Here is a 15,339-nt window from a genome sequence, read left to right as displayed (position 1 = left end):
GTGCTCTCAAAAAAATACTCCCCACTAGTTAGAAACTGATTTCTCAGTCCAACTAATGGGGAGCAGTTCAGATCCTCGGGGGCTACTTTGTATTTATGAGTAAACAGGCAGTGGAGCGGGTACTTCAACTCTTTGATGTGTTGGCAAAGAGTTCGAAGGGGCTGAGCCGCGATGATATCCGTTGGAGTTTGAAGGAATATCGGGAGGCTCCCAGTGTTTTAGCCTTTGAACGGATGTTTGAACGAGACAAAGCTACTTTACGCGGGCTTGGGTTGCTTGATTCTTCTGTCAATGACGACGGCGTGAGCTTTCGTTACGTGCTGAAACAGCGGGATGCCAGCGAAGTGAGAGATCGGCTCACTCGTATGCGGGCAAATGATTCAGCGGTGTTGATGATTGCTTGGGCGATGCTGGTGGCGCGGAACGGGTCTTTTCACAAGCTGGGAGATTCCGTCCTGTCAAAATTGGGGTGGTCACGTAAGAGTGCGGAGGCCTATTTTGGTTCCCAGCCTTCGTTGCTTTCAGCACCGGATTCTTTGTTAATAGTGTTGAGTGCTTTGGCGCGAAAGCAGAGTTTACAGTTTCTCTATCAGGGGCCGAACGGTGACGAGTCACTGCGTGAAATGTATGTGCAAGGGATAGGCAATCGTTTTGGTCGTTGGTATGTTGCTGGTGCTCAGAGCAGCGATGGAAAGTCGCGGATATTCCGTTTAGATCGGATGTCAGATCTTGAGCGGGTTGATGGATTAGATATTTCTCAGGATTCTTTTTCAATGGAGGAAGCATTAGAAAAGATTTCTGATGTTGCACCACTTGGTTTAGTGGCGAGGTCTTTATCTGAGACGTTCGAACTTCGGGTGGTTCCCGCCTATTCTTTGGACGATGCTCTTTATCTCTCTTTCAAACAGAAACTCATATTTTTGTCTGGTATCGACAAAGTTGAGTCTAATGAGTTTAGGCTTTCCCCACGCCAGCAAAAAGTAGCACACGATGAACAGAAATCTATTCTGAAACGACTGGTGAGTACTTATGACGTGGAACCCCCTGTAGGAAGTTTGACTTTTAGAGAACCTCCTAAGGCCCGTTTGCGCGCCAGTACCGATATTTTGGTTGCGGAATTAATATCTCTTATTCATTTAGCCATGGAGAATCCGGGGATTACGTGCGCTGAGCTCAGTCGCAGAACAGGAGTGAGTCCTGCTACGGTCAAGAAAAGACTCTCTACTCTCTGGGTCAATTTGGACGGATCACTTTTTGATATTGAGGTTGAGAAGAATCGCGTGTATGTGAGGGGCGTAGGGGAAGCATTACATCAGATAAATTTTTCCCCGGAAGAAGAAGCTCTGGTTCTACTGGTCCTCAAATTCTTAGAATCTACTTCGTCTGAAGCATCGGTGTTTCAATCAACCCGTGAGTTTTGGAGGGATATCACCGATAGCGCAGCCCAGATGGATACTTCATTGAGTTTTTTCCCGCCAGAAGGCAATATCTCCGAGGTGAAGCGTGCCCTGTGCGAGAGGCAGTGTATCGAGGCTACCTATCGGGCGGGGAATCGGATAGAGAAGAGAACAATTCAGCCTTATGAACTCTTCCAACAACATGAATTTACGTATCTTTCGGGGTTTTGTTTTCAACGTCAGGCCCCGCGTGTTTTCAGAGTAGATCGCCTCAGCGATATTCACAGGGTGAGCTGTCCATCGCCCCCAGCAGATTCAACGCCTCTTCAACCTAACCCCCAGCAGTGGATTGAAACTTTGAAACAGCAGGGCAACATTGCAACGTGTAAGATAGCGGAGGAATTGACTCCTGAGTTAAAGACGCTGATTGATCAATCGACTGTAGAGGTAGCTCATGAAGATACTCAGACCATCAAAATTGCCTACGGTGAAGCTGCTTGGATTTGGGATTTGGTGCTGAAATCTCAAGGAAGTGTCGAAGTCCTGGAACCAAATGGGCTCCGTAATTACCTCAAAAATCAGGTCAAAGAACTCTCTCAGTCTATTTAGGGCTAAACATACAATAAATTTTCAGCTTCCTCAGAAAGGATGAGGGGCAGAGGATGTCTATAATTGTGCTCATGCCTTGGTGGTTTTGGACAATTCTATGGACTCTTTTAGTTTTAGTAGCTCTCACAGTTTTGGGATGGTTACTGGTAAGACTTGTCTCTACAGTACTTCGAGCAATGGAAGAATTCATGAAGTTTAGTGAAATTGCATCTGAAGTTGCTCATGAATCGTCTCATTATCAGGCGCATCATTTGAGGGAAGAAACAGAACCAGCTATTTTTCGTTCGGTGAAAGAAACATATACCGAGTACGAAGAGCGCAAAAATGAACGAGCCCAGCGACGAATCTCGCGTAGAATCAATAAACGAGAAACACTTGGTCAGCCACAGAATGTGAGTGACCTTCAAAAATACTCAAGAAAGGGTGCTACTCATGGGTAGACTTTTTGATAATCCAGTCATGCTGATCGTACTTTTGATCATCATCATTCTTCTTTTTGGTGCACCCAAGCTTCCCGGTATGGCGCGTAGCCTCGGTCAGTCCATGCGCATCTTCAAGTCTGAGGTAGATGGCATGAAGAAAGACAACAAAAATGATTCTGCGCCCCGCTCTTCAGCACAGGACGACGTCGTCACCGGCGAAGTTGTTGATAACAAGAACGTTGGATCTACACGTGCAGATGTAGCTGACGAAACTCCTCGAAATATCTAATTTTCTCTTCTGACGATTCAACCCGTGTTCACTTCTCAGAACACGGGTTGAATTCGAGCACATGAAGTTTTCGGTTCTAAGGTAAATGATGGCAAAGGCAACGAGCCGCAAGAATAATCCTCAGGCAAATATGGCCTTGATGGAGCATCTTCGCGAATTCAAAAATAGGATCATTAAAGCAGCTGTTGCTACAGTGCTCGGCGCTGTGGGTGGTTTCTTTCTCTATCAGCCATTCATCACAGCTATCAAAGCCCCGCTCGATGAAATCAATGCGAAACAAGGTCGAGAAGCCCTGCTGAATTACTCCACCGTACAGTCATCGTTTAGTTTGATGGTAACTGTATCTCTCTACATCGGACTGGTTCTGGCGGCTCCAGTATGGCTATACCAGCTCTGGGCGTTTATTACCCCAGCGCTGTATAAGAAAGAGAAACGCTACGCACTGGGGTTTATCTTTTCAGCGGTACCTATGTTCCTCATTGGTCTTTTGACCGCTTGGATTTGTCTGCCCGCCGCGGTCTTTGCACTGACTGCATTCAACCCCGACGGCACGTCCAACATCATTTCTGCTGAAATCTATATTTCATTCGTCGTCAAATTTATGGTCTCGTTTGCTCTGGCTTTCGTGATTCCGGTAATTCTTGTGGGCTTGAACTTCATGGGTATACTTCCGGGGCGGACAATCCTGAAGCAGTGGCGCTGGGTCGTGGTTTTTGTTGCAACCATTGCTGCAATGACGGCGCCAGGTACGGATATTATGACGATGTTCTATCTTGCAGCACCCCTGCTATTCTTCTTCTTTATCGCAATTGTTATCTGCTTGTTGCATGATAAACGAGTGGAAAGAAAGCGCGCTAAGCTCGCAAAGGGTCTTTCTGAAACAGAAATTGACCGTGCGACTTCGGCTGAAGAATTAGAACAATTGGGGCGAATTGAGGAGAATAGCGGTTCTGTGGAATCCTCTCGATTGAGCTCTTAGCCTCAACCACTGTGCAAGACCCCCGATGGTTTCATTGGGGGTCTTCTTTCGTCATAGTATGGGTATATGTCTTCTCTTGCAGATAACTTCTTCGCAGCTAAAGAACGCGCCAAAAAGCAAAAAACCGTTTTCGGCTCCTTTCAAAATACGCTTGATTTCCCTCTGGATGATTTTCAGGTAAGAGCTTGTGAATCGGTCGAGTCTGGACGCGCGGTACTGGTGGCAGCACCCACGGGGGCTGGTAAGACTATCGTGGGGGAGTTCGCCATCTATCTGGCACTGTCTCAAGGCAAGAAGGCTTTCTACACCACGCCAATCAAGGCACTGAGTAACCAGAAGTATCATGACTTGGTGCAGATTTATGGGGAAGAGGCTGTGGGGTTGTTGACCGGTGATACATCTATCAACTCTGAAGCCGATGTTGTAGTGATGACCACCGAGGTTTTGCGCAACATGATTTACGCAGAGTCCTCTACCCTCCTTAATCTGGGTTATGTGGTGATGGATGAGGTTCACTATTTGGCTGATCGAGCTCGTGGAGCGGTGTGGGAAGAAATTATTATTCACCTTCCTGAGCACATCTCACTTATCTCGCTCTCAGCTACTATCTCTAACGCTGAAGAATTCGGTGCGTGGCTGGATACCGTTCGCGGAACTACAGATATTATTGTGTCCGAGCATCGCCCCGTTCCGTTGTGGCAGCATGTCATGGTCGGGAATCGCCTGGTCGATCTGTTCTTGGATGATACAACTGTTGAAGAAACTGCTGAACTACTCGACAAGAACAAAGACGAAGTTCCTGACGTCAATCCTGAGTTATTGCGGCTTCGAGGATATCGTGGGCGGGGACCGCGGCAAAACGCCGAAAAGTTCTCTCGAGCAGCCCATCGAAATTCCCGCTCCCGTAATCGCCACAGTTCCGGTTTTAACCGTAGTGGTTCTGAGCAACATCTTCGTCCTTTCCGCGCGTCTCGACCAGACATGATTGAGGCTCTTGACCAGGATGCCTTGCTCCCCGCAATCTGCTTTATCTTCTCTCGCGCTGGCTGCGATGCTGCCGTCTCCCAATGTATAGATGCTGATGTTCGTTTGACGACCGACCAAGAGGCTGCGCTTATCCGAGCCTACGTTGCAGAAGCTACAGCTGCTTTGGATATCAAGGATCTTAATGTACTTGGTTTCTACGAGTGGAGAGAGGGACTCACCCGCGGCATAGCAGCTCATCACGCAGGGTTACTGCCGGTATTCAAGGAAGTTGTAGAGGCTCTATTTGCAGAAGGACTCATCAAGGTTGTATTCGCTACGGAGACATTAGCCCTTGGTATTAATATGCCCGCACGCTCAGTGGTGCTAGAAAAGCTCACTAAGTTCAATGGCGAGACACATGTAGACATCACACCGGGGGAGTACACCCAGCTTACTGGTCGTGCCGGTCGTCGCGGCATCGACGTCGAAGGTCACGCAGTCGTGCTATGGAAGCCGGGTCTGGAACCCCAGCAGGTAGCAGGATTGGCGTCTAAGCGTACCTATCCTCTCAATTCATCATTCCGGCCCACCTATAATATGAGCGCCAATCTTCTCGCTCAATTTGGGGAGGGGCCAGCGCAGAAAATTCTGGAGTCATCGTTTGCCCAGTTCCAGGCGGATAAATCTGTCGTGGGAATAGCCCAGCGTGTTCGTAAGAATGAGCGAGCGCTTGAAGGTTACGAAAAGTCTATGCATTGCCATCTGGGCGACTTCAAGGAATACGCTCAGTTACGTAAGCAACTCAATGAGGCGGAGAAGAAATCTGAGAAAGGACGCAAACGTCTTGAGCATTCTCAGGCTATGGCTTCAATCCATGACTTGCTGCCTGGTGATGTGATTGAGATTCCGCGTGGACGTAACCGAGGCTTTGCAGTTATCCTGACTAGGGCTGAGGCAGGGCACGATCCGCGACCTGCCATTTTGACTGATGATGCGCATCTGCGCCGTCTCTCCGCAGATGATTTAGAAGGGCCAATAGTTCCCGTTTCTAAAATCAAGGTCCCGAAGAAATTCCAAGGGAAGACGCCTAAAGAACGTCGGGACATGGCATCTCGTTTGCGCGAGGCGCTTTATGAAAATCGTCCCCCGCGAAATGTTTCAGAGAGATCGTGGTTTGATCGCAAGGATAGCCACCAGGAGCAAGAAGTTACTAAGTTGCGCAAGCAATTGAAAGCGCACCCCTGCCATGGTTGTTCAGATCGGGAGAACCATGCTCGTTGGGCTGAACGGTGGTGGAAGCTGGAACGAGATACCCATGGGCTTCGTCTACAAATCAGTCGCCGAACCAACACTATTTCTCAAATTTTTAAGAGAATCATTAGACTCCTTGAATCATTTAATTATGTTGAGCGGGATAGCGGGGGAGAAGCTCATTTAACCCAGCGGGGTCAGAGCCTACGGCGTGTCTATGGTGAGAAAGACTTGTTACTTTCTCTTGGACTTGAAGAAAAGTTTTTGAAGAATTTGGATCCGGCTGCCACTGCCGCTGTGGTTTCAGCGCTGGTTTTTGAAGCCAAACGCGAGGAAATGGGTATGCTCAGCAAATATCCCCATTCCTCAATAGAACAGCCGATCGTTACTTTGGTAACCCTGTGGAGTAAATTGACCGAACGAGAAGAACGGTTCAACCTACCGGAAACATCTGCCCCCGATTTAGGTATGGTTTGGCCCACCTATAAATGGGCTCGTGGAGATTCCTTGGCCCAAGCAATTCAGAATACTGACCTTGCTGCGGGTGACTTCGTGCGTTGGATTAAACAGGTGATTGACGTGCTGGATCAGATTTCACATGTTGCTCAGAACGATATTGAGCTAAAAGCCCAGTGTGAACGTGCCATTATGTTGCTCCGCCGTGGTGTAGTAGCAACACAAATTTAAGGAAATAAATGTCAACTAAAACTTTAGTGTTCTGCGATGGATCGGTGTACAGTCCGGTCGATCCTTATGCAACTGCGATGGTCTTGACTGAAACTGCCGTCGATTGGGTTGGTTCAGACGCCGGCGCTGACTCTATTTACGATAACTCTATGCATAAGGTAGAGCTTGTAGGAGATTTGCTGACACCTGCGTTCTTTCACGGCGGCGCAACGGTTCAGTCTCAAGATGAACTTGCGATTTTATCGGAGCGGTTAATCCATGCAGGCTACGCTTCGACGTCGCTCTTCCTTCCTCAATCTGCTTGTGAATCTATTAATATCTCCGCCTCGCCTTTACACACCTTCGTTTATGCGATTATCAGTGGCAAAGAAGATATAGAGCAGCTTGTTGCAGGTATTCACGGTGTCCAAATTCGGGAAGCATCGGTTGACCTCACTTCTTTTCTTCAGAAAGCACTAGACCACCGCCTAAGAGTTTCATTTGTTCCACGGGATGAAGTCGATATAGAGAAATTCTTATCTGCCCTCTCTGCTTTTAATGAATTAGACAGATTTCGACTCGCTCCGCGTTTAGACGGTATCTCTTCTATCACCAGTGAAAATATAAGTGTTGCTCGAGATTTAGGTGTAGCACTGGGATTCTCATCCCAGATCGCGGAAAACGACTCATCTATTCGTCAAGCTGTGGCTGCTGGAGCGTTGGTCTTTTTAGGTTCCGACGTCAACCAGGAATCAAGAGTTTTAGGATGGGAGCTCGCCCTCACGCATGTTGTTCGCACTCGTCCTGAAGATCAACTATCTGCGCGAGCTACGTTCAACGCTATGACGCGCGGTGTCTATAGAGCAGTAGGGGAGTCCAATCCTACATTTGGTCAACTCAGCCCCCAGTCAATGGCAGATGTCGCTCGTTGGAAAGTCACGGAACTGATGGTTCAAACAGCAGACGACAGGGTCGCTGCCTGGAGCACGGATCCACGTGCAAGAATTCCGCTGTTGCCGGTACTTGAAAAAGATAATCTGCCAGAGTTAGTTGATTTGCTGATTGCTGGTCAATTTCAAGTTATCTAACAGCTTCATGTTCTCGACCGGTTTGGTCAGCTGCACTATAGAAAAGCTATACTGAGATTCTAGTTTTTATTCATCGCCGCAGGTAACAGTGGCAACGAGGAGATATTTATGCGGGTCCTAACGGTGATTCCCACCTACAACGAAAAAGAGAACCTACCTGTTGTAGTGGAGCGCCTCCGCGCAGCTATGCCTGAGGGGCACATTCTGGTTGTTGATGACAACAGCCCCGACGGCACCGGAGAAATTGCAGATCAGCTATCGAGTAAGGATTCAAACATCCATGTACTTCACCGTATCGTCAAAGATGGATTGGGCGGTGCTTACCTTGCTGGGTTCGATTGGGGTCTTGCTGAGGGATATGACGTCTTGGTAGAGATGGATGCCGATGGATCCCACCAGCCCGAGCAGCTTCCTTTGTTGGTAAAGGCAGTTGAAGACGGCGCCGATCTAGCTATCGGTTCACGCTACATCACCGGCGGAAAGACAAAAAATTGGCCCGTTCACCGTCAAATCCTTTCCCGCGGTGCCAACCTCTACACTAAGCTGATTTTGGGTACCAAAATTAATGATATAACGGCTGGTTTCCGCGCCTTCCGCCGTGACACTTTGGAGAGATTGAACCTAGAAGGCATAGATTCGAAGGGATACGTATTTCAGGTAGACCTTGCATGGAGATCAGAACAAGCTGGTTTCAAGATTGTCGAAGTACCCATTACGTTTATTGAACGCGAAATTGGGGATTCAAAAATGGACGGCAACATCATTTTTGACTCGATGACTAAGGTTTCGAGCTGGGGAATCAAGTCCCGCGGTAAAAAGGTGGGCGAATTTATGAAGAAGCTAACACAGCGATAAGCCCGATTAATATACAGATGGGGGTGAGAACCTAAGTTCTCACCCCCATCTTCCGATTAACTGTCTGCTTACAAGGCGTGACGTTCGCGGTAAACATCAAGACGCTGTTGAAGGGTTTCTTCAAGTTCTTCCATGGAACGGCGTTCGAGGAGCATATCCCAGTGAGTACGAATCGGCTTTTCATGCGAATCTACCGGTTCACCTTCACCATTGACTAAGGTAGCCACTTTGCCGGATTTTGCTGTCCACGTATGGGGAATCTCTGCTTCTTGGGCAAATGTTACAAATACCTTTTCGCCGTCTTCAGTGCGGTATTCAACTCGCTGACGGGGTGCTGGTTCGACACCTGCTTCGGTTTCCATTGATTGCGAACCTAGGCGCATACCTCTTAGGCTACGATCGCTCATAAACTTTCCTCCAAAATCCAGGGCATTGTTAGACGTAACGGACAAGAGCTAAATAATATTCCGCACCCAACTCTAGACCAAAGGATAATTATATGGGTTGGTTGGGGTTTTGCGGTGGCGACAGTGCGACGGTAGTAAAAATGGTGCAAAAATCATGTTCTACCTTATGGTTACTCAACAATCTAAAACGCCGATAATCTACATTATGTAAAGTAATAGTAAATTCATCTCCCCTGTTTCCTTTGTGGCTCTGTATCAGGCACACTTATTGCGGAGGTAAACATGAAAAATAAATGGTTGGCATTCGCAGTGGATGCACTTTTGGTCTTAATTTTTGTGGGCATTGGGCGTTCGTCGCATGCAGAAGGATTAGCAGGAACTTTCTTGACGGCAGTTCCATTCCTTCTTGGACTATGCATTGTGTGGATCTTGCCTATGGTTCGAAATATGCCATTTAATATTCTTCCTGCGGGATTGAGTGTTTGGCTCGGAACTGCTGCGTTAGGTCACCTCTTAAGACTGTTCTTCGGAGGCACCAGCGCTCTCAGTTTCTTTATCGTCACCTTGGGTGTCCTAGGAGTCTTTCTTGTGGGATGGCGAGCACTATGGCTGCTTATTGACCGACGACGTCAAAGAGTTGATGGTTAACATCTTCGCTCAACAAATTGAAGAAAATAGGCGTTTCTTCTACTCAAGAAACACCTATTTCTTTCAAGCTAAACTTTAAGTTTTAGTTTGCTGTAGTTTGTGAAAACTCTCTCCAGTTCTTCAGCACCTTATGAGCTCTTCCATTGTCCAGTGATGTTTTCGCTCTATCCAGGGCTGCCACAAAACGTTCGTTGAAACTCTGCCCCTCACCGACGGGTTCGAAAGCTACAATCCCTGCTGCAGCATTGAGGAGAACGGCCTCCCTTATATGCCCGCTCTCCCCCGCCATGATTCGTTCAAATACTTCTGCGTTTTCGGAAGCCGTACCACCGCGTAAATCTTCTAACGTGCCTAGATTGAATCCAAATTCACGGGGGTCGATAACGTGCGCAGTTACGGCGCCCTCGTATACTTCCCAAAGCTGGGAATTACAGGTGATAGTCAGTTCATCCAAACCGTCTCCACCTCTAAAAATCAGGGCATGATCGTTACGCGAGGCAAAGACATCAGCAATTTTGCGAGCCATCGCTTCGTCAGCTACCCCAATTGCAGAAGAACGCACCTGCGCAGGATTCGTCATGGGACCCAAATAGTTGAAGGCAGTAGGAACCCCCAACTGTTTTCTGGTGGGAGCCACATGTTTCATGGAGGGGTGAAATACCTGGGCGAACAGAAAAGCAATTCCTACTGTTTCTAAACACTGAATGATGTCAGAAATCGGCATATTGAGATTGATGCCTAACTTCTCCAGCACGTCTGCGGAGCCGGAAGAGGACGACGATGCGCGGTTACCGTGTTTAATGACGGGAACCCCGGCGCCCACAATCACCATTGATGCCATAGTGGAAATATTGACCGTATTATGCTGGTCTCCCCCGGTGCCCACAATATCTACTGCGTTAGAGCTAATTTCGATCTTTTCCGCTTTATCTAGCATCCCCTGAGCTAGCGCACTCAGTTCTTCAGGAGACTCCCCCTTGACATGAAGTGCAATTAGGAAGGCGCCAATGATAGCCTCCGAGACTACTCCATTCATTATCTCAGCCATTGCCCACCCGATTTCTTGCTCGGAAAGATCATGGCGAAGAGTCAATTTATTCAGAATGGCTTTCCAGGAAATAGCTGGGTTCGATATCTCAGATATGCTCATGGGTTCAGCATAGCGGGCAGAATCGCCAGGTGCTTTAAATATTTCAAGCTGTGAACTTCAGGAATTATGCCGCAGGTCAGTTTTGTAACATGTGCGAAATTTTCAAAAATTTTCTGCAGGCCTTCCCTTGTATTCCCTAGAGATTTTCAACACGCATGGGAAGAAAGGAGCTCATATATTGGTTTCTTCGAAGTTTTACAGACATAATGTCTATGTGACAACTGCAACCCATACCCCAAGTAAGTCGGCCCACACGACTTTGAACCGACCCAACGCTGTCGCCGTCGGCACCGTTGTTTGGTTGGCATCAGAGTTGATGTTCTTTGCCGGACTATTCGCCATGTATTTCACCCTTCGGGCATCACGACCCGATATTTGGGCAGAAAATACCGAACATCTAGCTGTTCCGTTGGCCACCGTCAACACCATCGTTTTGGTGTTGAGTTCGGTGACCTGTCAGTTTGGTGTATTCAAAGCAGAGCAGCTAAAGCCACGTCGCACTGGCTCCCTCTTTAACGTTAAAGAGTGGGGCATGGTCGAGTGGTTCCTGCTGACCTTCCTCATGGGCGCATTCTTTGTGTCTATGCAGGTTTATGAGTACGCAAACCTCGTCGCAGAAGGCGTAACAATCGCTCACTCTGCTTACGGATCAGCTTTCTACATCACCACTGGTTTCCACGCTATTCACGTGACCGGTGGCCTGATTGCATTCCTATTCATCATTGGCCGCGCATACGCTGCAAAGCGATTCGGTCATTATGAAGCAACTTCAGCAATCGTTGTTTCATACTATTGGCACTTTGTTGACGTCGTCTGGATTGTTCTTTTCGCCGTCGTTTACTTCTTGAAGTAAATAGAAACAAATCGCCACATCAATAGTTCAACCAGCACACACACTAAGGATCAAACGACGTGAAGGCACTTTCTCAGAAGAGGCGTCATCCTCTTGCAGCCATCGTGTTGCTTGCTCTAGCTTTACTCCTCACCGGTGGCCTCTATGCAGTTGCCACAGCTACGAATGAGGCTAAAGCTGAAACTAGCACCACCTACACAGCTACGCAGGCCCAAGAAGGAGAGAAACTCTTTATCTCAAACTGCGCGACCTGTCACGGCACCAACGCTGAGGGCACCGCTGATGGTCCCTCGCTTGTTGGTGTAGGAGCTGCCGCAGTTGACTTCCAGGTCGGCACCGGTCGTATGCCTATGCAGATGCAGGGTACCCAGGCTCAGCTTAAGCCGGGTCAGTTTAATGAAGAGCAGACCGATCAGCTGGCTGCTTATGTTTCATCTCTCGGCGCGGGACCGTCCGTTCCTGAAGATGAGTACCTTGACGTTTCCAAAGGCGATGCAGCTAACGGTGCCAAGATCTTTTTGGCTAACTGCGCTATGTGCCATAACGCAGCGGGTGTTGGCGGTGCACTGACTCGCGGTAAGTTCGCACCAACTTTGATGGGCGTATCTGAGAAGCACATCTACGAGGCAATGGAAACTGGCCCTCAGAATATGCCAGTGTTCAACGATGCGAACATTACCCCTGAAGAGAAACGAGATGTTATCACTTACCTGAAGTCTCAGGAAGTAAACAACTCCCCCGGTGGTTTTGCCCTCGGGTCACTTGGTCCTGTTGCCGAAGGTCTGTTGATTTGGACTTTAGGCTTGGGAATTATCTTGATTTTCACTGTCTGGCTGACTTCACGCTCAGCTTAAGCACACCACACACATTAGTTTTCGTATTAGGAAGATTTGAGGCAACACATGGGCAACCATAGTGACGACGCTAGGAAGACATCCTCAGTCGTAGTTACCTCTCATGAGGAAGGCAAGGAGACATTCCCCAACCCGGGGCTACCTCCTCATGCACCACGCCTTACTGACGTGGATCCCCATAAGGCAAAGTCCGCAGAGCGACAGGTTTCACTCCTGTTTGTGATTTCCATCCTTGGCGCGATTTTGTTCTGGGTAGCTTATTTCGGTATTAAAATTGGGGGCGAATATTACGATGTAATGAACCCCGAGCCCACGAACGCGCTTCGTTTGCAAAACCTTCTACTTGGTTTGGGAATTGCATTCTCGATGTTCGGCATCGGCATCGGCGTTGTGCATTGGGCTCGTACCCTCATGCCTGATCATGAGATGGTTGAATACCGTCACGCGGTTTCTGCTGAAGCAGATCGTGCAGAAGCACAGGAGATTGTTGAAACTATTATTGCAGAGTCCGGCATTAAGCGCCGTCCGCTCTTGCGCAATACCTTGATTGGTTCAGTTATTCTCGCTCCTCTGACTTTTGTCACCTTCTTGCGCGACTTGGGTCCTGCTGATCCTTCAGTATTGAAGCACACGATGTGGGACAAGGGAGTACGCCTGGTGCGTGACCCTTCTGGTACTCCTATCAAGGCTTCAGACGTTACTTTAGGTTCCGCTTACCACGTACTTCCTGAGAACCTTTCATCGCTCAGCCACGATCAGGGTTACCTGAACGAAAAGGCTAAAGCTGTTGTTCTCTTGATGCGTTTAGATCCCAGTGACCTCAAGGTATCAGCCGGTCGTGAAGACTGGAACGTTGACGGCATTATTGCTTACTCCAAAGTTTGCACCCACGTTGGTTGCCCCATTGCTCTGTATGAGCAGCGAACCCACCATTTGCTCTGCCCTTGCCACCAGTCAACCTTTGACGCGGCTGATGAATGCAAGGTAGTTTTCGGACCTGCTGGTCACGCTCTGCCTCAGCTTCCCATCGCTGTTGACTCAGAAGGCTACCTGGTAGCTCAGAGCGACTTCCACGAACCTGTTGGCCCTGCTTACTGGGAACGTGGCAAACACGTAAAAGAGATGGCAGGTGAGACAAAATAATGTCACACACAACTGTTGAAACTGATTACCAGGCAAAGACATCAACCGGGCGTATCGCAAACTTTGTTGATAGCCGTGTAGGTTTGTCTGGAATCATCAAGGAATTCGGTCGAAAGATTTTCCCCGACCACTGGACTTTCATGTTCGGTGAAGTAGCTCTTTACAGCTTGGTTATCCTGATTCTTTCGGGTACCTTCCTTACGCTGTGGTTCAACCCTTCGATGGCACCCGTTGCATATGATGGTTCTTATGTGCCTATGAAGGGCACCGAGATGTCTGTGGCTTATGCATCAACGCTACACATCTCGTTTGATGTCCGCGGTGGTCTACTTCTTCGTCAGATTCACCACTGGGCAGCTCTTATGTTCATGTTGGCATTGACCATCCACATGCTCCGTGTGTTCTTCACTGGCGCATTCCGTCGCCCCCGTGAACTTAACTGGGTAGTAGGTTGCGTACTCTTTATTTTGGGTATTGCTGCTGGCTTCACCGGTTACTCCCTCCCCGACGACGTCCTGTCCGGTAACGGTCTGCGCATTGTTGACGGAATCATGAAGGCTCTACCGTTGGTAGGAACTTACCTTTCTCTCTTCTTCTTCGGTGGAGAATTCCCCGGTGAGCAGCTCATCGGTCGTTTGTACTCCATGCATATCATGATTGTTCCTGCACTGATTCTTCTTTGTGTTGCAATCCACTTGTTCATGGTCGTTGTTCACAAGCACACTCAGTACCCCGGACCCGGTCGCACTGAGGGTAATGTGGTTGGTTTCCCTGTTGGTCCTGTGTATGCAGCTAAAGCTGGCGGTTTCTTCTTTATCGTTTTCGGTATCATCGCCTTCTTGGCTTCGACCTTCACCATTAACGCAATCTGGAATTATGGCCCTTATGATCCCTCCCCCGTTCAGGCTGGTACCCAGCCTGACTGGTACGTCGGATTTGGCGATGGTGCATTGCGTTTGATGCCTGGCGCATGGCCTTGGCACTGGGAATTCAACGTTCTAGGCGGAACCTGGGTATTCAGTGTTCTAGGACCATTGATTCCTGCGGGACTCATCGTCATGGCAATGTTCATCTGGCCTTGGCTTGAGCGTTGGGTTACCAAAGACAACCGCGAACATCACATCCTTGATCGTCCTCGCAATGCTCCCTACCGCACTGGTGTAGGTGTAGCGGGAATCATTGCTTACGGCACATTGATGGTAGCGGCTAGCTCTGACCTCATTGCAACTCACTTCCATCTATCACTGAACGACGTCGCCTACTGGCTTCGTGCTTCGCTGATTCTTGGTCCTTTGGTCGGTTTCTTTGTCACTCAGCGCGTATGCCTTGCTTTGCAGCGTAAGGACCGCGAGCTTGTGCTCCACGGTATTGAATCCGGTCAGGTTGTTCAGCTTCCTCACGGTGAATTCATCGAGGTTCACAAGCCTCTAGATGAGTACCGTCGATACAAGCTGGTGAACTTTGAGTCACCTGCTCCCCTGGCGGCTCAGCCAAATAAGAAGGGTAAGATTTCCTTCGCCGAAAAGACTCGTGCGGGTCTTTCGAAGATTTGGTTCCAGGATCGAGTAGTTTCTGTAACTCCTGCGGAACTTGAAGCAGCGCATCAAGCCCATGATGAAAACCATGGATCTGTAGCAGCTTCTGATACCAAGGAAATTCACTAAATAGATATTCTAAAAGCCCCTCTCCTCTTTGAACTGGCCCCCGAAAGTTGGACTGGTTTTATTCTAGGCGGTTAGAGGCTTTAGGGTCTGGTTCCGGT

Annotated in this window: 14 protein-coding genes; 12 read left to right on the top strand and 2 right to left on the bottom strand. The window is 48.6% G+C overall.

The window, feature by feature from the left end; translation table 11 throughout:
* The first annotated feature begins 95 nt into the window (after nt 1-95).
* The 7 genes from ACFR81_RS03535 to ACFR81_RS03505 all read left to right on the top strand — a co-directional run bounded on the left by ACFR81_RS03535 (nt 96) and on the right by ACFR81_RS03505 (nt 8,522).
* Nucleotides 96-2,006 (top strand): helix-turn-helix transcriptional regulator, encoded by a 1,911-nt coding sequence (locus ACFR81_RS03535; RefSeq protein ID WP_343876480.1) that lies wholly within the window; start codon nt 96-98, stop codon nt 2,004-2,006.
* 53 nt (nt 2,007-2,059) lie between these two features.
* The gene (locus ACFR81_RS03530) at nt 2,060-2,446 is read left to right on the top strand and encodes a hypothetical protein (RefSeq protein ID WP_141669394.1); all 387 of its coding nucleotides are present in this window, start codon (nt 2,060-2,062) and stop codon (nt 2,444-2,446) included.
* Nucleotides 2,439-2,717 (top strand): Sec-independent protein translocase subunit TatA, encoded by a 279-nt coding sequence (tatA, locus tag ACFR81_RS03525; protein WP_068171047.1) that lies wholly within the window; start codon nt 2,439-2,441, stop codon nt 2,715-2,717. Before ACFR81_RS03530 ends, tatA begins: the two co-directional genes overlap by 8 nt.
* An 88-nt stretch (nt 2,718-2,805) precedes the next feature.
* The gene (gene tatC, locus ACFR81_RS03520) at nt 2,806-3,696 is read left to right on the top strand and encodes a twin-arginine translocase subunit TatC (protein WP_358430355.1); all 891 of its coding nucleotides are present in this window, start codon (nt 2,806-2,808) and stop codon (nt 3,694-3,696) included.
* Nucleotides 3,697-3,762: 66 nt separating this feature from the next.
* A complete protein-coding gene (locus ACFR81_RS03515) occupies nt 3,763-6,600 on the top strand; it encodes a DEAD/DEAH box helicase (RefSeq protein ID WP_343876482.1) in 2,838 nt (945 codons plus the stop codon).
* An 8-nt stretch (nt 6,601-6,608) separates the two neighbouring features.
* Entirely contained in the window at nt 6,609-7,667 is a 1,059-nt protein-coding gene (locus ACFR81_RS03510; protein ID WP_343876483.1) for an MDR/zinc-dependent alcohol dehydrogenase-like family protein, read from the top strand.
* A 108-nt stretch (nt 7,668-7,775) separates the two neighbouring features.
* Complete coding sequence (locus ACFR81_RS03505; protein ID WP_343876484.1) at nt 7,776-8,522, top strand: polyprenol monophosphomannose synthase; 747 nt, start codon at nt 7,776-7,778, stop codon at nt 8,520-8,522.
* Between the two features lie 68 nt (nt 8,523-8,590).
* Here ACFR81_RS03505 and ACFR81_RS03500 read toward each other — a convergent pair whose 3' ends face one another.
* Complete coding sequence (locus tag ACFR81_RS03500; protein ID WP_068171059.1) at nt 8,591-8,929, bottom strand: RNA polymerase-binding protein RbpA; 339 nt, start codon at nt 8,927-8,929, stop codon at nt 8,591-8,593.
* A 282-nt stretch (nt 8,930-9,211) separates the two neighbouring features.
* On the opposite strand from ACFR81_RS03500, the gene ACFR81_RS03495 reads away from it, so the two are divergent.
* Complete coding sequence (locus tag ACFR81_RS03495; RefSeq protein ID WP_068171062.1) at nt 9,212-9,577, top strand: DUF3054 domain-containing protein; 366 nt, start codon at nt 9,212-9,214, stop codon at nt 9,575-9,577.
* A gap of 82 nt (nt 9,578-9,659) precedes the next feature.
* Here the strand turns inward: ACFR81_RS03495 and trpD are convergent, their stop codons facing one another.
* Nucleotides 9,660-10,727, bottom strand: coding sequence for an anthranilate phosphoribosyltransferase (trpD, locus tag ACFR81_RS03490; RefSeq protein WP_343876485.1), 1,068 nt, complete (start codon nt 10,725-10,727; stop codon nt 9,660-9,662).
* 214 nt (nt 10,728-10,941) lie between these two features.
* Between trpD and ctaE the strand changes: the two genes are divergently transcribed.
* Genes ctaE through qcrB form a run of 4 tightly spaced genes read left to right on the top strand, consistent with a single transcriptional unit; the run spans nt 10,942 to nt 15,241 of the window.
* Nucleotides 10,942-11,580, top strand: coding sequence for an aa3-type cytochrome oxidase subunit III (gene ctaE, locus ACFR81_RS03485; protein WP_145177596.1), 639 nt, complete (start codon nt 10,942-10,944; stop codon nt 11,578-11,580).
* A gap of 59 nt (nt 11,581-11,639) precedes the next feature.
* Nucleotides 11,640-12,434 carry a cytochrome bc1 complex diheme cytochrome c subunit gene (gene qcrC / locus ACFR81_RS03480; RefSeq protein WP_068171063.1) on the top strand — a complete coding sequence of 265 codons (795 nt, stop codon included), beginning with the start codon at nt 11,640-11,642 and terminating at the stop codon, nt 12,432-12,434.
* A 48-nt stretch (nt 12,435-12,482) separates the two neighbouring features.
* The gene (gene qcrA / locus ACFR81_RS03475; RefSeq protein ID WP_068171066.1) at nt 12,483-13,577 is read left to right on the top strand and encodes a cytochrome bc1 complex Rieske iron-sulfur subunit; all 1,095 of its coding nucleotides are present in this window, start codon (nt 12,483-12,485) and stop codon (nt 13,575-13,577) included.
* On the top strand, nt 13,577-15,241 hold the full coding sequence (qcrB, locus tag ACFR81_RS03470; RefSeq protein WP_343876486.1) for a cytochrome bc1 complex cytochrome b subunit: 1,665 nt from the start codon (nt 13,577-13,579) through the stop codon (nt 15,239-15,241). The genes qcrA and qcrB overlap by 1 nt, the downstream gene beginning before the upstream one ends.
* Nucleotides 15,242-15,339 lie beyond the last annotated feature (98 nt).

It is taken from the genome of Rothia amarae, from assembly GCF_042677725.1.
In the GTDB taxonomy this organism is placed as follows: Bacteria; Actinomycetota; Actinomycetes; order Actinomycetales; family Micrococcaceae; genus Rothia; species Rothia amarae.
The sequence above is the reverse complement of the archived record's forward strand: the minus strand, read 5'-3'. Positions and strand labels throughout refer to the sequence as shown.